The 18941-nt window shown below is 69.2% G+C and carries 18 protein-coding genes; 5 read left to right on the top strand and 13 right to left on the bottom strand.

Annotated features, from left to right (window positions below; all coding sequences use genetic code 11):
- Positions 1–43: 43 nt before the first annotated feature.
- Together map and ACNJ7K_RS21435 are read right to left on the bottom strand one after the other, a co-directional pair.
- The gene (gene map / locus ACNJ7K_RS21440) at positions 44–901 is read right to left on the bottom strand and encodes a type I methionyl aminopeptidase (RefSeq protein WP_487042156.1); all 858 of its coding nucleotides are present in this window, start codon (positions 899–901) and stop codon (positions 44–46) included.
- A 65-nt stretch (positions 902–966) separates the two neighbouring features.
- Positions 967–2610 carry an AMP-binding protein gene (locus ACNJ7K_RS21435; RefSeq protein ID WP_487042155.1) on the bottom strand — a complete coding sequence of 548 codons (1644 nt, stop codon included), beginning with the start codon at positions 2608–2610 and terminating at the stop codon, positions 967–969.
- Between the two features lie 108 nt (positions 2611–2718).
- Between ACNJ7K_RS21435 and ACNJ7K_RS21430 the strand changes: the two genes are divergently transcribed.
- Both ACNJ7K_RS21430 and ACNJ7K_RS21425 read left to right on the top strand, forming a co-directional pair.
- Positions 2719–3582, top strand: a complete 864-nt coding sequence (locus ACNJ7K_RS21430) for a LuxR C-terminal-related transcriptional regulator (RefSeq protein WP_006554249.1) — start codon at positions 2719–2721, stop codon at positions 3580–3582.
- Positions 3583–3634: 52 nt separating this feature from the next.
- Positions 3635–5005 (top strand): APC family permease, encoded by a 1371-nt coding sequence (locus ACNJ7K_RS21425; protein WP_268655568.1) that lies wholly within the window; start codon positions 3635–3637, stop codon positions 5003–5005.
- Positions 5006–5012: 7 nt separating this feature from the next.
- On the opposite strand, the gene ACNJ7K_RS21420 is transcribed toward ACNJ7K_RS21425, so the two are convergent.
- On the bottom strand, positions 5013–6242 hold the full coding sequence (locus ACNJ7K_RS21420) for a multidrug effflux MFS transporter (protein WP_268655567.1): 1230 nt from the start codon (positions 6240–6242) through the stop codon (positions 5013–5015).
- Positions 6243–6310: 68 nt separating this feature from the next.
- On the opposite strand from ACNJ7K_RS21420, the gene ACNJ7K_RS21415 reads away from it, so the two are divergent.
- Positions 6311–6778, top strand: coding sequence for a MarR family winged helix-turn-helix transcriptional regulator (locus tag ACNJ7K_RS21415; RefSeq protein ID WP_120282269.1), 468 nt, complete (start codon positions 6311–6313; stop codon positions 6776–6778).
- Between the two features lie 2 nt (positions 6779–6780).
- Here the strand turns inward: ACNJ7K_RS21415 and ACNJ7K_RS21410 are convergent, their stop codons facing one another.
- The 5 genes from ACNJ7K_RS21410 to dxr form a co-directional block, all read right to left on the bottom strand.
- Positions 6781–8622, bottom strand: coding sequence for a penicillin-binding transpeptidase domain-containing protein (locus ACNJ7K_RS21410; protein WP_268655566.1), 1842 nt, complete (start codon positions 8620–8622; stop codon positions 6781–6783).
- A gap of 32 nt (positions 8623–8654) precedes the next feature.
- Positions 8655–9491, bottom strand: a complete 837-nt coding sequence (locus ACNJ7K_RS21405; RefSeq protein WP_120282268.1) for a GNAT family N-acetyltransferase — start codon at positions 9489–9491, stop codon at positions 8655–8657.
- Between the two features lie 114 nt (positions 9492–9605).
- Positions 9606–10760, bottom strand: coding sequence for a flavodoxin-dependent (E)-4-hydroxy-3-methylbut-2-enyl-diphosphate synthase (ispG, locus tag ACNJ7K_RS21400; protein WP_016691224.1), 1155 nt, complete (start codon positions 10758–10760; stop codon positions 9606–9608).
- A gap of 45 nt (positions 10761–10805) precedes the next feature.
- Positions 10806–12023 carry a M50 family metallopeptidase gene (locus tag ACNJ7K_RS21395; RefSeq protein WP_160876484.1) on the bottom strand — a complete coding sequence of 406 codons (1218 nt, stop codon included), beginning with the start codon at positions 12021–12023 and terminating at the stop codon, positions 10806–10808.
- A 15-nt stretch (positions 12024–12038) separates the two neighbouring features.
- On the bottom strand, positions 12039–13208 hold the full coding sequence (gene dxr / locus ACNJ7K_RS21390) for a 1-deoxy-D-xylulose-5-phosphate reductoisomerase (RefSeq protein WP_455408902.1): 1170 nt from the start codon (positions 13206–13208) through the stop codon (positions 12039–12041).
- 133 nt (positions 13209–13341) lie between these two features.
- Here dxr and ACNJ7K_RS21385 point away from each other — a divergent pair, with 133 nt between their 5' ends.
- Positions 13342–13590 (top strand): DUF2631 domain-containing protein, encoded by a 249-nt coding sequence (locus ACNJ7K_RS21385; protein WP_120282265.1) that lies wholly within the window; start codon positions 13342–13344, stop codon positions 13588–13590.
- Positions 13591–13649: 59 nt separating this feature from the next.
- Here the strand turns inward: ACNJ7K_RS21385 and rlmN are convergent, their stop codons facing one another.
- Entirely contained in the window at positions 13650–14759 is a 1110-nt protein-coding gene (rlmN, locus tag ACNJ7K_RS21380) for a dual-specificity RNA methyltransferase RlmN (RefSeq protein WP_160876488.1), read from the bottom strand.
- A 136-nt stretch (positions 14760–14895) separates the two neighbouring features.
- On the opposite strand from rlmN, the gene ACNJ7K_RS21375 reads away from it, so the two are divergent.
- On the top strand, positions 14896–15735 hold the full coding sequence (locus tag ACNJ7K_RS21375; RefSeq protein ID WP_159418582.1) for an HpcH/HpaI aldolase/citrate lyase family protein: 840 nt from the start codon (positions 14896–14898) through the stop codon (positions 15733–15735).
- 6 nt (positions 15736–15741) lie between these two features.
- Here the strand turns inward: ACNJ7K_RS21375 and ACNJ7K_RS21370 are convergent, their stop codons facing one another.
- Genes ACNJ7K_RS21370 through pyrH form a run of 4 tightly spaced genes read right to left on the bottom strand, consistent with a single transcriptional unit; the run spans position 15742 to position 18748 of the window.
- On the bottom strand, positions 15742–16485 hold the full coding sequence (locus tag ACNJ7K_RS21370) for a class I SAM-dependent methyltransferase (RefSeq protein WP_268655563.1): 744 nt from the start codon (positions 16483–16485) through the stop codon (positions 15742–15744).
- 7 nt (positions 16486–16492) lie between these two features.
- A complete protein-coding gene (locus ACNJ7K_RS21365) occupies positions 16493–17431 on the bottom strand; it encodes a phosphatidate cytidylyltransferase (RefSeq protein WP_071934800.1) in 939 nt (312 codons plus the stop codon).
- 2 nt (positions 17432–17433) lie between these two features.
- On the bottom strand, positions 17434–17991 hold the full coding sequence (frr, locus tag ACNJ7K_RS21360; RefSeq protein ID WP_024100638.1) for a ribosome recycling factor: 558 nt from the start codon (positions 17989–17991) through the stop codon (positions 17434–17436).
- 28 nt (positions 17992–18019) lie between these two features.
- The gene (gene pyrH, locus ACNJ7K_RS21355) at positions 18020–18748 is read right to left on the bottom strand and encodes a UMP kinase (RefSeq protein WP_006550976.1); all 729 of its coding nucleotides are present in this window, start codon (positions 18746–18748) and stop codon (positions 18020–18022) included.
- Positions 18749–18941: the final 193 nt, after the last annotated feature.

Below are 18941 nucleotides of genomic sequence, written 5' to 3'. Positions count from 1 at the left end.
TCCGGGTCGGGGCCGAACTCGGTGCTCGCTCAGCGAGCGGAGGTCACGGCAGGGTGAGGATCTCGGCGCCGATGTCGGTGACGACGATGGTGTGCTCGAACTGCGCGGTCCACTTGCGGTCCTTGGTGACGACCGTCCAGCCGTCGTCCCAGATCTCGTAGTCGGGCGTACCGAGGTTGATCATCGGTTCGATGGTGAACACCATGCCGGGCTCGATGATCGTGTCGATGTCGGGCCGGTCGTAGTGCAGGATCACCAGGCCGTTGTGGAAGGTCTCGCCGATGCCGTGGCCGGTGAAGTCGCGGACGACGCCGTAGCCGAAACGGTTGGCGTAGGACTCGATGACCCGCCCGATGACGTTGAGGGCCCGGCCCGGCTTGACCGCCTTGATGCCGCGCATCGTCGCCTCGCGGGTGCGATCGACGAGCAGGCGGACGTCCTCGGAGACGTCGCCGGCCAGGAAGGTGGCGTTGGTGTCGCCGTGGACGCCGTCGATGTAGGCGGTGACGTCGATGTTGACGATGTCACCGTCCTCGACGACGGTCGAGTCGGGGATGCCGTGGCAGACGACCTCGTTGAGCGAGGTGCAGCACGACTTGGTGAAGCCGCGGTAGCCGAGGGTCGACGGGTAGGCGCCGTGGTCGCACATGTACTCGTGCGCGACGCGGTCGATCTCGTCGGTGGTCACGCCCGGCGCGACAGCCTTACCGGCCTCGACGAGGGCCTGTGCGGCGATCTTCGACGCGAGTCGCATCTTCTCGATCGTCTCGGGTGTCTGCACCCACGGCTCGTTGCCTTCCTTCGCCGTGGGCTTCCACACGTACTCCGGCCGTTCGATCGATGCGGGCACCTCCCGGATGGGAGTCGGAGTGCCGGGGACGAGCGGAGCGCGGGTAGCCATGACTTCCAGATTAGCTGCCGCGCCCCGCTCCCCCGTCATCCACCGATCGAGCGGTCGTGCACCGATCAGCCCACAGCGCCCGCCTGGCGCAGCTTGAAACGCTGGACCTTGCCGCTCGGCGTCTTGGGCAGGTGCGGCACGAAGTGCACCGCGCGCGGGTAGGCGTGGGCGGCGTACTTCTGCTTCACGAGTTTCTGGAGCTCCGCCTCGAGCGCGTCGTCGCCCTCGACACCCTCCCGCAGCACCACGAACGCCTCGAGGACCTCGCCCCGCAGTTCGTCCGGCAGACCCACCACGGCGGCCTCGATCACGTCGGGGTGCATCACGAGCACCGACTCGACGTCGAACGGGCCGATGCGGTAACCGGCCATGATGATCACGTCGTCGTCGCGGGACGAGAAGAAGAAGAATCCGCTCTCGTCGACCTTGCCGGCGTCGCCGGTCAGGTACCAGCGGCCGTCCTCGCTGAACCGGTCGGCGGTCTTCTCGGGTGCGTCGACGTAGCCGGTGAACCACACGAGCGGGCTCGCATGCACGTCGATCGCGACGCGCCCGACCTCACCGGGCTCGGCGATCTCGTCGCTGTCCTCGCGCAGCACTGCGCAGCTCCAGCCCGGCAGGGGCTTGCCCATCGAACGCGCCGGGGTGTCCTCGCGCAGTTCGTCCGCCCACGCGTCGACGACGAACATGCCGTGTTCGGTCTGCCCGTACTGGTCGCGCACCACGACACCGAGGGTCTCCTGCGACCACTCGAGGACGTCCGGGGTGAGCGGCTCACCGGCCGAGGACGCACGACGCAGCCGGACCGGCGGGTGCTCGGCGGTGTCGGCCTTGAGGCTGCGGTAGACCGTCGGGGCCGCCGCGAAGTTGGTGACCCCGAAGGTGTCGAGGATCTGCCAGGTGAGCGCGGGCGAGAAGCCGGCGTGCAGCAGGAGGCTGCGCCGACCGGCCGCGAGCGGCCCGAGCAGCGCGTAGTAGAGCCCGTACGCCCATCCCGGATCGGCCGCGTTCCAGAAGACGTCGTCCTCGCGCACGTCGAGGCCGAACTCCAGGTAGGCGTGGAAGGACGCCAGCGCCTTCACCGGGACGGGGACACCCTTGGGAGTGCCGGTCGTGCCGGAGGTGAACAGCTGGACCAGACGCCCCTCGGCGCCGACGGCGACGGCCTCGCCACGCGGGTCGTCGGCCGACTGCGCGGCGACCAGTTCGCCGAAGTCGCGGCCCTCACGACCGGACGCGTCTGCGTCGCCCTCACCGGCCACGACGACCTGCCACGGCACCTCGGCGGGAAGATCCGATCCGGCGGCGAGCTTGCCGGCCTGATCCCGATCGGCCACGACCACCTTGGTGCCGCTCGCGTCGAGCCGGAAGGCGATCGCCGGCGGGGCGAAGGCGGTGAAGAGCGGCACGTGCACGGCGCCGCGACGCCAGATACCGAGAACCGCGACCACCAGGTCTGCCGACTTGCCCATGAGCGTCGCGACGTGGTCGCCGGGTTCGACACCGAGATCCGCCAGCGCCGCGGCGAAGCGGGCCGACCGTTCGCGGAGCTCACCGTAGGTGAGATCCGTCGAGCTCAGGTCGGCGTCGACGACGGTGAACGCCACCGCGTCGGCGGGATGGTCGTCGCACAGCAGTCGGGCTGCGCAGGCGTCTGCCGTGTCGTACCGCTCGAGCAGTGTCCGCACGCGGCTCGCTGTGTCGCCCATTGTGGTCCTTTCGTCCGTACCGGCCAGGGTGTTCCCGATCTGGGGAGCACACCCGTTCGACGTCTATGATTCGAGTCACACCATGTTCCCCGATACCCCCGGAAAGGGGTGGCGTTCGTGTCGTCCTCCTCGTCGGCGCTGCTGCGTCCCCGCGACGGTGATGCCCTGCGCGGTGAACTCCGCCGCACCGCGGCGCAGGCCCAGCTGCCGGTGGTCTTCGCCGGCGAGGTCCAGCAGGGATCGCTGCAACTCAGCGAATTCTTCGGCACCCGCACCAACAGCCTGGCCGGGGTCGTAGTGCCTCCGCGGGCGGGTCTCGGCGGTCGCGTCCTCGCGGAGTCGCGAGTGGTGACGGTGTCGGACTACGGTCGCTCCGCATCCATCACGCACCACTTCGACCGTCCCGTTCTGTACGAGGGATTGCGGTCCATCCTCGCCGTGCCGGTACTCGTCGAGGGCAAGGCCCGCGCGGTGTTGTACGGCGCCGCGCGCGAGTGCGCGCCCGTCGGCGATCGGGCTGTGACGGCGTTCGCGCAGGCGGCGGCTCGTCTCGCGCACGAGATCGAGGTGCGCGACGAGGTCGATCGGCGACTCGCGATGCTCGAGCGGTCGTCCGGCGACCGCGATCCCGTCGCGACTGCGCAGGTCCGCGAGGTCCACGCCGAGCTGCGGGTGCTCGCGCAGGGCACGACCGATCCGGCGCTGCAGGAGAAGCTCCGCTCGTTGTCCGACCGTCTCGCCGGGGTGCTCGACGGAACGGAACCGGAACCGACGGACGTCGTGCTGTCCCCCCGCGAGACCGACGTGCTGTCCCATGTGGCGCTGGGGTGCAGCAACGCCGAGATCGCCCAGCGCCTGTCGGTCGGCGCCGAGACGGTCAAGAGCTACCTGCGCAGCGCCATGAGCAAGCTCGACGTCCATTCCCGCCACGAGGCCGTCGTCGCCGCGCGAAAATCGGGTCTGCTGCCCTGAATCCGGTCGGCCCCCGCCGGCGGTGGACAGGGTGCGCGGAAGGGGGCCTGCGGTGGCCGAGACGACCGACTCACCCCAGCTCGTCCGCGTTCTCGGGCCGGGTCTGCTCCTGCTGTTCGTCATCGGCGACATCCTGGGCACCGGCATCTACGCCCTCACCGGGGAGGTCGCGAACGAGGTTGGTGGCGTGGTGTGGCTGCCGTTCCTCGTCGCGTTCGCCGTCGCGACGGTGACGGCGTTCAGCTATCTGGAGCTGGTCACGAAGTATCCGCGGGCGGCCGGAGCGGCGCTCTACACGCACAAGGCGTTCGGCGTGCACTTCCTGACCTTCCTGGTGGCCTTCGCCGTGATGTCCTCGGGCATCACCTCTGCAGCCACGGCTGCGCGGGCGTTCGCCGCGAACTTCGCCGAGGCCTTCGGACTCGACCTGGCCGGCACGGCCGGGATCACCGTGATCGCGCTGGTCTTCGTCCTCGTCCTGGCGGTGATCAACTTCCGCGGGGTCGCCGAGAGCGTGAAGACCAACGTGGTGCTCACGATGATCGAGTTGGGCGGCCTGCTCATCATCGTCGCGATCGGCATGTGGGCGTTGGGTTTCGGCGGCGGCGACTTCTCGCGTGTGGTCGAGATCGATCCCGGCGACCGGTCCGTCTTCTCCGCGGTGGTCGCGGGGACGGCCCTGGCTTTTTTCGCGATGGTGGGATTCGAGGACTCGGTGAACATGGCCGAGGAGTGCAAGGAGCCCACCCGGATCTTCCCCCGGATGCTGCTGCTCGGCCTGGGTCTCGCTGCGCTGGTGTACGTGCTCGTGTCGATCACCGCGATCGCGCTCGTCCCGCCCGACGAACTCGGGGCGGGCGAGACGCCCTTGCTGCGGGTGGTCGAGGTCGGCGCCCCGGCGTTCCCGGTCGGGATCTTCGCCTTCGTCACGATGTTCGCGGTGGCCAACACCGCGCTGATCAACATGCTGATGGCGAGCCGGCTGATCTACGGCATCGCCCGCGAGGACGTCCTGCCCGCCGTCCTGGGGCGGGTGCACCCGACCCGCCGCACGCCCTATGTCGCGATCGTGTTCACGACGCTGCTCGCGGTCGGTCTCGTCGTCTTCGTCGGCGGGGTGCCCGAACTCGGGGGTACGACGGCGCTGCTCCTGCTGGGGGTGTTCGCGATCGTCAACGTCGCGGCCCTGGTCCTGCGCCGGGACCACGTGGAGCACCGGCACTTCCGCGTGCCGACGATCCTTCCGGTGCTCGGGGCGACCAGTTGCCTGTTCCTCGTCCTACCGTGGGTCGACCGGCCTGCGACCCAGTACCGGACGGCCGGGGTGCTGCTCGGGATCGGCGTGGTGCTGTGGCTGGTGACGCGACTCGCGGGCCGGCGCGACGGCCGGCCCACGAGTACGACGGATCGTGAGGAGAGCTGAGGGTCCGTCAGCGGTTGCGGACCAGCGCCATCGAGCCGAGACCAAGGACGGCGGTGACGAGCATGGCGAGGGACATGGGGACCGCGGTGTCCTCACCCCAGGCGCCGACGATCGGAGCGACTACGGCCGCCAGCAGGAACTGGAGGGCGCCGAGGAGCGCCGAGCCGGTGCCGGCAGCGTGCCGGACCTGACCGAGGGCGAGGGTCGCAGCGTTGGCGAGCACCAGCCCGAGGCTCGCGACGCCGAACCACAACGCCACTATGGTCACTCCGAGGACGGGTCCCGCGAGGGCGTTGACGGTGAGCACGGCGGACCAGAAGACGAGCAGCGCCGACCCGATGCCGAGCAGCCGGTGCGGGGTCGTGCGCTGGAGCAGCTTCTGGTTCACCACATTGCCGAGGCTGATGCCCACGGCGTTGAACGCGAACAGCAGGGTGAACCAGCCGGTCGACAGGCCGTGGATCTTCTGCATGACGAACGGCGACGCGGAGATGTACGCGAAGAGCACACCGAACGCGAAGGTGTGGGCCAGCAGGTAGCCGAGATAGGTGCGGTCGCGGACGACGACGGCGATCCCGCTCGCCAGGCCGCCGAGGCCACCTGCCGAGCGACGGTCGGCCGGGAGGCTCTCGGGCAGGAAGAAGACGATCGCCGCGAGCATCACGAGGCTCAGCGCGGCCAGGAACCAGAAGACGGCGCGCCAGCCGACGGACAGGATGATGCCGCCGCCGACGAGCGGCGCCGCGATGGGCGCCACTGCGCTGACGAGCACGAGCAGGCCGAACAGCTTCGCCGCGGCCATGCCCTCGGCACGGTCGGAGACGACGGCTCGACCCACGACGATGCCGGCGGCGCCGGCGAAGCCCTGGACGAAGCGGGAGACCGCGAGCAGTTCCACGGTAGGCGCCAGGGCGCACGCGACGCTCGCGAGGGCGCACACGGCCGTGCCGATGAGCATGGACGAGCGGCGACCGAACCGGTCGGACAACGGTCCGATGATCAGGTTGCCGAGGGCCATGCCGATGAGGAAGGCCGTCAGCGTGAACTGCACCGCGGACGCGGTACTGCCGAATTCCTCGGCGATGTCGGGGAAGCCGGGCAGGTACATGTCCACGGCGAGCGGGGCCAGGGCGGCCAGCAGACCGAGCGACGCCACGGACATGCCGGACAGCGAACGGCCGCCGGATCCGTACTCGTCGGTCTTCACTCCGGTTGCGGCCTCGGAGGGTCGGTTCATCACACCTCGATCGATAAGTTCGAATTCATATATAAATTTATATATAGATTCTAGCCTACGATCGAGGCATGCCTGACGACCCGAGGATCAGCGACGCCGACGTCGACCGGCTGGCCGACAGCGTGCGCACGCTCGTGTGGAAGTTGCAGCGCGTCGGCGAACGCGAATCGGGCCTGGTCGGGATCCCCCAGTCCGAGATCGAGGTCCTGCGGGTGCTCTCCGACCATCCCGGCATCACCGTGTCCGATCTCGCGCGCATGCTCGGACTGCAGAGCAGCAACGTCAGTGCCACGGTGCGCAGCCTCGTCGCCCGCGGCCTCGTCTCCCGCACGACCAACCCGAACGACGGGCGGTCGCACCATCTGCACCGCACTCCCCTGGCCGAGCACAACGGGAATCTCATTCGGCGTATGTGGATCTCACGGATGCAGGAGGTGCTCGCAGCGATGGATCCGGTCGATGCCGCCGAACTCGTCGCGGCGGCACCGTTGCTCGAACAGCTCGCCGCCCTCGCCGAGGATCCGGCCCTGGCCTGAGCTCAGGCTCCCTCGTCGTACTCCGGCGGCAGGGCGGCGAACATGTCGCGGGTGACCGCGACCGCGTTGTCGGAGCTGCCGCCGCGCACGACGAGCGTCGCGAACGCCAGATCGCCGCGGTAGCCGACGAACCACGAGTGCGACCCGCCCTCGACCTCGGCCTCGCCGGTCTTGCCGTAGACGTCGCCCTGGTCCCGGATACGGTCGGCGGTACCGCTCGTGATCACCAAGCGCATCATCTCGCGCAGACCCTCCACCATCTCCGGCGTCACCGGCGGCGGCGAACCGTTCACAACCGTCTCGCGACCCGCGATGAGATAGGGCACCGGAGTACGGCCGGCGGCGACCGTCGCCGCGGTGAGCGCCATCCCGAACGGGCTCACGACCACCTTGCCCTGACCGAAACCGTCCTCGGTCCGTTCGACGAGATCCTCCGCGGGCGGAACCGATCCGGTGAAGGTCGGCATCCCGACCACCTCGTAGTCCACACCGATACCGAACTGCGAGGCGGCGACGGTCAGCGCGTCCGGGGCCATCTCGGAGGCGAGCTTGGCGAAGGAGGTGTTGCAGGATCGGGCGAAAGCGGTGGCGAGAGAGACCGTCCCGAGCTCGAACTCGTTGTAGTTCGGCACGCTCCGCTCGCCGATCGTGATGCGACCGGGGCACGGCACCATCGTGTTCGGGGTCGCGCGACCCTCGGCGATCGCCGCACCCGAGGTGACGATCTTGAACGTCGAGCCCGGGGGGTACTGGCCGGCCAGCGCGACCGGCCCGTCCCTGTCCGCGGCCTTGTTCTGGGCCACCGCCAGCACCGCACCCGTGGACGCCTCGATCACGACCGTCATCGCCTGCTCGGTGCGGGCATCGACGGCCGCCTGAGCCGCGAGCTGGAGGGGACGGTCGAGGCTGACCGAGAACGACGGCACCGGCTGCGGCGGCGTCTCGGTGAGCACCCCGGTGTCCACGCCGTACTGGTTCACCACGACGACGCTCCACCCGGCCGTGCCGTCGACCTCGTCGATGACGGTCTTCTTGATCTGGCCCACGAGATCAGGCGCGAAGTTGCGATCGGTCGCGACGAGGTCGGCCTGCTCGGTCACCACGACACCGTCGATCCCGGCGAGGCGTGGGGCGACGCGCTCGTAGTCGTCCTCGCGCAGTCGCATCACCGACCGCGGCCCGGACGAGGCCGTCACCGATTCCGCGATCGCCTGCGCCGTGAGCGAGGAATCGAACTCCGACAACGTCGACGCGAGCTGTCGTGCCGCACCGGCGACGTCGGTGGTCTGCGAGGCGTCGAAGGCGATGCCGTAGACCGTGCCGGGGACGAGGATGTCGCTGCCCGCGTGCTCGTTGACCCGGGCGCGCGGCGCCGGACTGCTGCGGAGCTGCATGATCTGCCGTTCGCCGAGCTGCGGGTGCAGCGCGGATTTCGCCCACCGCACGATCCAGTCGTTCCCGCTGCGCCCCATGTTGAGCTCACCGGTGTACTGCCACACCCGTTCCTTCGGCAGGTGCCACTCGTAGTTGTAGCCCACGGTCGCGGAGTCGCCGCTGATCCGGGTGGATGTCGTGGTGGCGGTGAGGGATTCGGCCTGAAGCCCGTCCAGGACTTCCTGCATCGCGACGGCCGCGTCGTCGGGGCGGTCGGTGCGGTCCGCCGCCGACGCGACGTCCTGAGCGGCGAACGAGTCGAGAAACGCCTGGGCGGCGGCCTCCGGCCCGGCCGGGCGCGGCGTGCACGCGACGGCCAGGCCGAGGAGCACGACGGCCACCGACAGCACAGCGCCGATCCGGAGTGCGCGTGCGTACGGGGATGCCGGGGTGGAACTTCGAGGTCTCATCGCCCGTCATCGTAGGCAGAGCCGACGGGAAATCAGTCGAGCAGCACCGTGGAGAACGTCGCGACCTGGCGGAAACCCGCGCGGGCGTAGGCTCCGCGGGCCGGGGCGTTGAAACTGTTGACGTAGAGGCTGGGCAGGCGACCGCTGCGAGCGACCGCGCAGGCCACGGCGGCGGTGCCGATCGTGCCGAGGCCCGAACCTCGATGCGCGGGATCGACCCAGACGCCCTGGATCTGGCCCACCGTGGACGACTGGGAGCCCACCTCCGCCTTGAACACCACCTGTCCGTCCTCGAATCGCGCCCAGGCGCGTCCCGCCGCGATGAGGCTCGCGACGCGGCGCCGGTAACCCGCACCGCCGTCGCCGGTGCGCGGGTCGATACCGACCTCCTCGATGAACATCGAGATCGCGGCCGGCAGATAGACATCGAGTTCGTCGGGCCGCACGGGACGGACCTGCGGGTCGGGTTCGACGAGCGGCTCGCGGTCGAGAACGAGGAGGGGTTGTTCGGCCCTCACCTCGCGGGGAGCGCCCCACGCCGATTCGAGCCGCTCCCACATCGGCAGCGCGTACTCGGCGCGACCGACGATGGACGAACACAGTCGCGGCCCGCGACTCGCGCGCTCGGCGAACGCCTGGATGTCGTCCGGACTGCCCAGCAGCGGAATGAGGTTCGCGCCGGAGAAGCACAGCGAGGTCTCGGGGCCGCCGCGGCTCCACATCTCGCCGCCGACGGCACGCCCGTCGAGTCCGTACTCCTCGACGCGGCCGGCCACCATGCACGCGGCCACGGGGTCGCGGGAGAGCACCCGGAGCACCGCGGCGGTGTCACGTCCGCCCAACGACCGGACACCCAGAAGCTTGAGCACTCGCTCACCACCCGTCGACAAGCCGATACGAAATCAGAGTGCCATGCCGGACGGCGGCGTGGAAACCTGAGTCCTCGAAAGTGAGAGAACGCCGTCCCGTGCGCCCCACTCGTATCAGCCGACCGACACCACGGGGCCGCCGCCCGAGGCGTTGCCTTCCATCTCGTCGGCGATGCGCATCGCTTCCTCGATGAGGGTCTCGACGATCTGCGCCTCGGGTACGGTCTTGATGACCTTGCCCTTGACGAAGATCTGGCCCTTGCCGTTTCCGGAGGCCACACCGAGGTCCGCCTCACGAGCCTCACCGGGTCCGTTGACGACGCAACCCATCACCGCGACCCGCAGCGGCACCTCCATCCCCTCGAGTCCGGCGGTGACCTCGTTGGCGAGGGAGTAGACGTCCACCTGGGCGCGCCCGCAGGACGGACAGGAGACGATCTCGAGCTTGCGGGGACGCAGGTTCAGCGACTGCAGGATCTGCGTGCCGACCTTGATCTCCTCGGCGGGCGGCGCCGACAGCGACACGCGGATGGTGTCGCCGATGCCCTCGCTGAGCAGCGCGCCGAAGGCGACGGCCGACTTGATGGTGCCCTGGAAGGCGGGGCCGGCCTCGGTCACGCCGAGATGCAGCGGGTAGTCGCACTGCGCGGCGAGCTGCCGGTAGGCCTCGACCATCACGACGGGGTCGTTGTGCTTGACGGAGATCTTGATGTCGCCGAAGCCGTGTTCCTCGAACAGGCTCGCCTCCCACAGGGCGGACTCGACGAGCGCCTCCGGCGTGGCCTTGCCGTACTTGGCGAGCAACCGGGGGTCGAGGGAGCCGGCGTTGACACCGATGCGGATGGGGATCCCGGCATCGCCGGCCGCCTTGGCGACCTCCTTGACGCGACCGTCGAATTCCTTGATGTTGCCGGGATTGACGCGCACGGCCGCGCAGCCGGCGTCGATCGCGGCGAAGATGTACCGCGGCTGGAAGTGGATGTCGGCGATCACCGGGATCTTGCTCTTCTTCGCGATGATCGGGAGCGCGTCGGCGTCCTCCTGACGCGGGCACGCCACACGCACGATGTCGCAGCCGGACGCCGTGAGCTCCGCGATCTGCTGGAGGGTGGCGTTCACGTCGTGCGTCTTCGTGGTGGTCATCGACTGCACGGACACCGGATGATCGCTGCCGACGCCGACATTTCCGACCATGAGCTGCCGGGTCTTGCGTCGGGGTGCGAGGACCGCAGGAATTTCGGGCATGCCCAATCCGACGGGGCTGGTCACAGTTCGCCTTCTTTCGTCGCTACTCGGCAAGTCTACCGGCGCAGATCAGAACAGCTTGATGGGGTTGACGATGTCTGCTGTGAGGGTGAGCACCATGTAGGCGCCACCGATGACCACCGCCACATAGGTCAGCGGCAGCAGTTTCATGTAGTCCACGGGCGGGCCGACCGGCAGTCCGCGCAGGCCGCGCAGCCAGTTGCGGGCCTTCTCGTAGATCGCGACGGCCATGTGCCCGCCGTCGAGCGGCAGCAGCGGGAGGAGGTTGAACGCACCGAGGAAGAAGTTCAGCTGTGCGAGCAACAACACGAACGACTCCCAGATACCGCGCTCGGCGAACTGGCCGCCGATGACGCTGGCGCCGACGACGCTGACCGGGGTGTCGACCGCGCGCTCTCCCCCGGTGACGGCCGTCCACAGGTCGGCGACCTTGCTCGGCAGGCTCACGAGCGCCTCGGCCGTGCGGACCGCGAGGTAACCGGTGAAGTCGAAGGTCGCGGGGATCGCCGAGAGCGGCGTGTACTCGATGATTCCCGGCTCTCCCCCGACACCGATCGCACCGACGGTGCGGGAGACGGGTTCGGCGTCGGGCGACTCGCTCTCGTAGACCCAGCGCTGGACCTGCTGGACCGTGACCGGCACGGTGAGGGTCTCCTCGCCGCGTTCGACGGTGAACGGCACGGTGCCCGACAGGGGCTGCGTGGCCCGGACGAGGTCGCCGAAGGTCTCGACGGACTGCCCGTCCACGGCGACGATCACGTCGCCCGGTTCGATGCCGGCCTGCTCGGCCGGACCGGGACCCGAGCAGTCGGCCGGGGTGTAATCGGGCGGGCCGTCCTGGGTCGGCGCGGCACAGCCGACGGTGCCGACCACCGCGCGGTTGTCGGTGTTGGGCAGCCCCGCACTGGCGGCGAGGCCGTAGATGAGCACGATGCCGAGCAGGAAGTTCATCGCGATGCCACCCGACATCACGACGAGGCGCTTCCACGTCTTCTGCTTGTACATCGCGCGCTCGACCTCGTCGGGCGCGAGTTCGTCCAGGGCCGTCATGCCGGCGATGTCGCAGAACCCGCCGGCCGGAACCGCCTTGAGACCGTATTCGGTCTCACCGCGGCGGAAGGCGAACACGCGGGGGCCGAACCCGATGTAGTAGCGCCGGACCTTCATGCCCAGCTTCTGCGCGGTCCACATGTGGCCGGCCTCGTGCAGGGCGATGGAGATGGCGATGCCGAGGGCGAACAGCACCACGCCCAGTACGAACATCATGAGTGGCCGATCCTCCTATACGAGTGTGCGCGCCCGGTCGCGGGCCCAGCCGTCGGCGGCGAGCACGTCGTCCACGGTACTGGGTTCGGCGGACCACTCGTGTGCGTCGTTCAGCACGGCCTCGACGGTCTGCACGATCCGCGGGAACGACAGCGTCCCCGCGAGGAATGCCTCGGCGGCGACCTCGTTGGCCGCGTTGTAGACGGCGGTGAGGCATCCGCCGCCCACGCCCGCCTGGCGCGCGAGCCGCACGGCCGGGAAGACGTCGTCGTCGAGGGGTTCGAACTCCCAGGTGGACGCGGTCGAGAAGTCGAGTGCCGGGGCGGCGTGCGGAACGCGGTGCGGCCAGCCGAGGGCCAGCGCGATCGGCAGCTTCATCGACGGCGGCGACGCCTGGGCCAGAGTCGACCCGTCGACGAAGGTGACCATCGAGTGCACAATCGACTGCGGGTGCACCGTCACGTCGATCCGGTCGTAGTCCACGCCGAAGAGCAGGTGGGTCTCGATGAGTTCGAGTCCCTTGTTGACGAGGGTCGCCGAGTTGAGGGTGTTCATCGGTCCCATCGACCAGGTGGGGTGGGCGCCGGCCTGTTCGGGCGTCACCGATTCGAGGCGGTCGGCGGTCCAGCCGCGGAACGGACCGCCCGAGGCGGTGAGCACGAGACGCGCCACCTCGTCGCCGGTACCGCCGCGCAGGCACTGCGCCAGCGCGGAGTGCTCCGAGTCGACCGGCACGATCTGGCCGGGCGCCGCCGCCTTCGTGACGAGCGAGCCGCCCGCGACCAGCGACTCCTTGTTCGCCAACGCGAGTCGCGCACCGGTACCGAGCGCCGCGAGCGTCGGTTCGAGGCCGAGGGAGCCGACGAGGGCGTTGAGCACGACGTCGGCCTCGACCTCGCGCACGAGCTCGGTGACAGCGGTCCGGCCGCTCCGGACCGGCAGGTCGAGACGTGCGGCGGCGGCGGGGTCGGCCACGGCGACCTCGCGGACACCCGTTGCGCGGATCTGCTCGGCGAGCAGGTCCGTCTTGCCTCCGCCCGCGGCGAGACCGACGACTTCGAAGTCGTCGGGGTTGGCGGCGATCACGTCGAGTGCCTGGGTACCGATGGAACCGGTACTGCCCAGCAGGAGCACCCGGGTGCGGGAAGAAGATCGAGTGTCGGCCACGCGAGCATTGTTCCCCACGCACCTGAACGGTTCCTGAACCGCCCGGTCTCCACCTCGCGACAGGCGCCACACGCATGCCCCGCTTCGTACGACGCGGGGTCGTATGTCACGATAAGCAGCAACAGCAGCATCTGGTGAGCAGGAGGAAACCGTGGCCGGTACCGAGTTGCAGTCCACTCGTGGTGATGTGGCGGCGGAAGTGCCGTCCGCCGAGTGGGGTTGGAGCGGGGAAGCCCCCAAGTTCTTCCGCGTGATGGCTTTGATCGTGGCGGCGTTCCTGCTGCTGATGCTGATCGGCAATCACGAAGGCCATGTCGAGAGCCTGTACCTCATCGGTTCGGCGGCTCTGCTGGTGTTCATCGTCGCGCGCGATGCGGTGCGTCGCCGCCGGTTGCGCTAGTCCATCGACGAAAGGGCCCGTCCGGAATTCTCCGGACGGGCCCTTTCGTGTCTGTCGGCTCAGCCTTCCGCGGCGAGCTGACCGCACGCTGCGGCAATCTCCTGGCCGCGGGTGTCGCGGACGGTGCACGACACGCCCTGGGCCTGCACGCGCCGCACGAACTCGCGTTCGACGTCCTTCGGGCTGGCATCCCACTCGCTGCCCGGGGTGGGGTTGAGCGGGATGAGGTTCACGTGCACGAGCGACCCGAGAGCCTTGTGAAGCTTCTTACCGAGCATGTCGGCGCGCCACGGCTGGTCGTTGACGTCGCGGATGAGGGCGTACTCGATCGAGACGCGCCGGCCGGTCTTGTCGGCGTAGTACCGCGCCGCCTCGAGGACCTCGGCGACCGACCACCGGTTGTTGACCGGGACGAGGGTGTCGCGCAGTTCGTCGTCCGGGGTGTGCAGCGACACCGCGAGGGTGACGCTGAGCCCTTCGTCGGCGAAGCGGCGGATGGCCGGTGCGAGTCCCACCGTGGAGACGGTGACCGAACGCTGCGACAGACCGAGGCCTTCGGGCGCAGGTGAGGTGATGCGCCGCACCGCCGCGACCACGCGCTTGTAGTTCGCGAGCGGCTCGCCCATGCCCATGAACACGACGTTCGACAACCGTCCCGGTCCGCCGGCGACGTCGCCGTCGCGCAGGGCAGCGGCGGCCGCGCGCACCTGGTCGACGATCTCGGCCGTGGACAGGTTGCGGTCGAGACCGCCCTGGCCGGTCGCGCAGAACGGGCATGCCATGCCGCATCCGGCCTGGCTGGAGATGCACAGCGTGGCGCGGTCGGGATAGCGCATGAGGACGCTCTCGAGCAGGGTGCCGTCGTGGGCGCGCCACAGGGTCTTGCGGGTCTCGCCTCCGTCGCACGCGATGTGCCGAACCGCGCTGAGCAGAGGCGGGAACAACGCTTCCCCCACCTTGTCGCGGACGGCGGCGGGCAGATCGGTCATCTTCGCCGGATCCGCCTCGAGCCGCCCGTAGTACTGGCGGGCGAGCTGGTCGGCGCGGAAGGCCGGAAGCCCCAGTTCGCGCACCGCATCACGACGCTGATCTGCGTCGAGGTCGGCGAGATGGCGCGGCGGAAGACCACGCTTGGGTGCATCGAAGACCAGGGGCAGGGAAGAAGCCATAATCACCTATTGTCCCATGATCCGGGACGGATGGGTCCGGGCGTTGCTGTGATACTCGCCCCCATTCCCGGGCCGGTGTCACCGGTCGGTCTCCCTCACGCCGAGTCGCCCGGGCGCGGAGGGGGAATACGGGAGCATGGACATCATGACCGGTCTCGTCGCTCCCGAAGTCGCACGCTCGTGGTTGCTCGTTCCGGGCCGCTCCCCCGATCTCTTCGACGCCGCCGTCGACTCGCCGGCGGATGCGGTGGTGCTCGACCTCGAGGACGCCGTACCCGCCGCGGCCAAACCCGCTGCTCGCGAGGGCACCGAGGCGTGGCTGCGCGAGGGTGGGAAGGCCTGGGTGCGGGTCAACGACGCCACCACGTCGTTCTGGGCCGACGATCTCGCCGCGCTCGCCGGGCTCCCGGGCCTGCAGGGCGTCATGCTCGCGAAGGCGGAGAGTGGTCACCAGGTCGAGGCCACCGCAGATCTGCTGCCGGAGGGCACGCGCATCCTCGTGTTGATCGAGTCGGCGATGGGTCTCGAGGCGGCTCCCGAGATCGCCCGTGCGGAGGGCACCTTCCGCCTGGTCTTCGGCAGCGGCGACTTCCGGCGCGACACCGGCATGAGCGACAGCCCGATGGCGATGGCGTACGCGCGGTCGAGGTTGGTCATCACGAGCCGCGCCGCGCGCCTTCCGGGACCCATCGACGGACCCACACTCAGCGACGACCCCGAGGTCCTCGAACGTGAGGCCGAGCTGACCCGCTCGATGGGGATGACCGGCAAATTGTGCATGACCGGCGAACGCGCGTCGTACGCGAACGTGGCTCTGAGCCCGAACAGCACGGACGTGGACTGGGCGGAAGGCATCATCGACAAGCTCGGTGAGGACGGGCGCAACGTCCGCGACGGCAGCGACCTGCCGAACCTCGCGAAGGCGAAGAAGATCAGCGAGCTGGCGCGGATGTTCGGTATCGGCCGGTCGCGCTGACCGCTCTCAGTTCAGTTCCAGGCCGAGGGGTCTGCGGCGCACGTGCAGCCGGTAGCGGACGGTGAGCGTCGTGCCGGGTGTCTCCCGGATCGCCCGGGTCGCGACGCGTGGTGCGAATTCGATGCCGAGCACCCGCTCGAGGGTCGCGCGGTCCGGAAACTTCCACAGCGTGTCGATGCGGCGCAGATCGAATCCTTGCGCCGCGAAGAACGCCTCGACCGCGGCCGGGTCGTAGTGCGGCAGGTCGTCGCGCATCCAGTCGCCGTAGGGATGGGCGGTGGCGTCGAGATCGACGACGGCGAGCGCGCCGCCCGGACGCAGCACACGCATCGCCTCGAGGATTCCGGCGCCGCACCCCGGGCCGAAGAAGTAGGCGGTGCGGGCGTGGACGAGATCGACCGAAGCGTCGGGAAGCGGCATGTGAGCCGCGGAGCCTTCCGTCACGGTGACCGACGGAAGACCGTCCACGCGGATGCGGGCCGCGGCGACCAGCGGCGGGTGCGGTTCGATCCCGGTCACCGTGCGTGCGTCGGCCGCGAACATCGGAAGGTGGAAACCCGAACCGCACCCGATGTCGACGACGTCGCGGCCGGTCCAGTCCGCGGCCTCCCGCAGCGCCGCGTACACGGCGCCGCGGGGATCCTGCGCGCGGTTCTCCTCCTCGTACACCTCGGGCCAGTGCCAGATGTTGGGGCTGGCGATCACACCACTCCCCGACTTCGGCGCACGAAGCTTCGACGAACGCACCATCGGGCGACTACACGAAGGCCGTGAGGATCAGCCAGGTGACGAAGGCCGATGGCAGGATCGAGTCGAGCCGGTCCATGATGCCGCCGTGGCCGGGCAGCAGGGTGCCCATGTCCTTGATGCCGAGATCCCGCTTGACCTGCGACTCGATGAGATCGCCGGCCGTCGCCGTCACCACGAGCACGGCGCCGAGCAGCAGACCGGCCCACCACGGGCCGTCGAGCAGGAAGACGACGGTGAGGACACCGACCGCGATGCAGGCCACCAACGACCCGGCGAAACCTTCCCACGACTTCTTCGGGCTGATCGCCGGGACCATCGGGTGCTTGCCGAACAGGACACCCGAGGCGTAGCCGCCGATGTCCGACGCGACACACACGAGCATCAGGCAGAACACGCGCTGGGCGCCTTGATCCTCGAGGACCATGAGGGTCGCGAACGACGCCAGCAACGGCAACCAGGCCGCGACGAAGACCGCGACCGCGGTGTCGCGCAGGTAGTTGCGCGGTTGCGCGACGAGACCGTGGTCGAACAGGCGCCACAACATCGTCACGACGACCGTGCCTGCGAACGCACCGAGCACACCCGTCGTGCCGTACGGCCACCCGAGCCAGATCATCGCCTGACCACCTGCCAGCAACGGCAGTCTGGGGACGAGCACGTCCGCCTCGCGCAGACGCTTGGTGACCTCCCAGGTCGCGATGCCGATGGCGATCGCGACGACGGCGAGCCACGCCTTCGGGGCGAACAGCAGGATCCCGATGACGAGCGCGCCCAGACCACCGCCGACCGCGAAAGCGGCCGGCAGGTCGCGTCCCGCCCGTGAGGGTTTCTTCACCGGCTCCGACGCGGGGTCGGGGGCCGGTGCCGGGTCTGCAGGGGTGGCACCGGAGTCGGCTCCGGCACCGAGTGGAAGCTGCGGGTCGGAGGACCCGTCGGCTCGACCCACTGTCAGACCTCCATCAGTTCGGCTTCCTTGTGCTTGATCAACTCGTCGATCTGACCGACGTACTTGGCGGTCGTCTTGTCGAGTTCCTTCTCGGCGCGGTTCACGTCGTCCTCGCCGGCCTCGCCGTCCTTCTGGATACGTCCGAGTTCCTCCATCGCCTTGCGGCGGACGTTGCGCACGGCGACCTTGGCGTCCTCACCCTTGGCCTTGGCCTGCTTGACGAGTTCGCGACGACGCTCCTCGGTGAGCTGCGGGACCGAGATGCGGATGATGTTGCCGTCATTGGTGGGGTTGACACCGAGATCGGAGTTGCGGATCGCGGTCTCGATCGCGTTCAGCTGCGAGGCCTCGTACGGCTTGACGATGACCATGCGCGCCTCGGGAACATTGATGCTGGCGATCTGCGTGATCGGCGTGGGAGCCCCGTAGTAGTCGACGACGATGCGGTTGAACATGCCCGGGTTCGCGCGACCGGTCCGGATGCCACCCAGATCGTCCCGGGCCACCGTGACGGCCTTCTCCATCTTCTCTTCTGCTTCGAAGAGGGCTTCATCGATCACGGCAGTTCCTCCATGTTCCGTTGTCCGTTCATGACCGTACGAGTGTTCCGATCTTCTCACCGGCGATGGCTCGGGCGATATTGCCCTTGGTCAGCAGATTGAAGACCATGATCGGCATGGCGTTGTCCATGCACAGGCTGAAGGCGGTCGCGTCGGCGACCTTGAGGCCCTGCTCGATGACCTCGCGATGGGTGATCTCCTCGAACAGCACCGCATCCGGGTTCGTGCGGGGGTCGTCGGAGTAGACGCCGTCCACGGCCTTCGCCATGAGGACGACCTCGGCGCCGATCTCGAGGGCGCGCTGCGCGGCGGTGGTGTCGGTGGAGAAGTACGGCATGCCCATGCCGGCACCGAAGATGACCACACGCCCCTTCTCGAGGTGGCGGCGCGCACGCAGCGGCAGGTAGGGCTCGGCGACCTGCCCCATCGTGATGGCGGTCTGCACGCGGGTGTCGATGCCTTCCTTCTCCAGGAAGTCCTGCAGCGCAAGGGAGTTCATGACCGTGCCGAGCATGCCCATGTAATCGGACCGCGCGCGTTCGAGACCGCGCTGCTGGAGTTCGGCGCCGCGGAAGAAGTTGCCGCCACCGATCACGACGGCGACCTCGGCGCCACCGCGCACGACCTCCGCGATCTGCTGGGCCACCGTCGTCACCACGTCCGGATCGAGTCCGACCTTGCCGCCGCCGAACATCTCGCCGCCGAGCTTGAGCAGTACCCGGCGGAATCCGGGCCGATCGTGGGCGTGGTCGGACATGACTCTCCTCTGGTTGCGCATGAATCGGCCCTTATCATCCTGCCTCATCCGCTCGAGGGAACCGAGATCGGGCGGATAGACACGCCACACCTGTCACCGCGCAGCACGCGCGAGCGCCTCCGTGCCCCGAGGCGGCGTGGCCCGACACACCTCGACCCCGCCGGTAGCAGCACCGACGGGGTCGTGGAGTGGA

Source organism: Rhodococcus shunpengi (assembly GCF_048381395.1).
Classification (GTDB): Bacteria; Actinomycetota; Actinomycetes; order Mycobacteriales; family Mycobacteriaceae; genus Rhodococcus.
The sequence above is the reverse complement of the archived record's forward strand: the minus strand, read 5'-3'. Positions and strand labels throughout refer to the sequence as shown.

What these genes read in the sequence shown, in the direction of transcription:
- ACNJ7K_RS21410 (WP_268655566.1), bottom strand. Translation starts at nt 8,622, where the DNA reads ATGAGACCTCGAAGTTCCACCCCGGCATCCCCGTACGCACGCGCACTC.
- rlmN (WP_160876488.1), bottom strand. Translation starts at nt 14,759, where the DNA reads ATGGCTTCTTCCCTGCCCCTGGTCTTCGATGCACCCAAGCGTGGTCTT.
- ACNJ7K_RS21370 (WP_268655563.1), bottom strand. Translation starts at nt 16,485, where the DNA reads ATGGTGCGTTCGTCGAAGCTTCGTGCGCCGAAGTCGGGGAGTGGTGTG.
- ACNJ7K_RS21435 (WP_487042155.1), bottom strand. Translation starts at nt 2,610, where the DNA reads ATGGGCGACACAGCGAGCCGCGTGCGGACACTGCTCGAGCGGTACGAC.
- ACNJ7K_RS21375 (WP_159418582.1), top strand. Translation starts at nt 14,896, where the DNA reads ATGGACATCATGACCGGTCTCGTCGCTCCCGAAGTCGCACGCTCGTGG.
- ACNJ7K_RS21415 (WP_120282269.1), top strand. Translation starts at nt 6,311, where the DNA reads ATGCCTGACGACCCGAGGATCAGCGACGCCGACGTCGACCGGCTGGCC.
- map (WP_487042156.1), bottom strand. Translation starts at nt 901, where the DNA reads ATGGCTACCCGCGCTCCGCTCGTCCCCGGCACTCCGACTCCCATCCGG.
- ACNJ7K_RS21420 (WP_268655567.1), bottom strand. Translation starts at nt 6,242, where the DNA reads ATGAACCGACCCTCCGAGGCCGCAACCGGAGTGAAGACCGACGAGTAC.
- ACNJ7K_RS21395 (WP_160876484.1), bottom strand. Translation starts at nt 12,023, where the DNA reads ATGATGTTCGTACTGGGCGTGGTGCTGTTCGCCCTCGGCATCGCCATC.
- pyrH (WP_006550976.1), bottom strand. Translation starts at nt 18,748, where the DNA reads ATGTCCGACCACGCCCACGATCGGCCCGGATTCCGCCGGGTACTGCTC.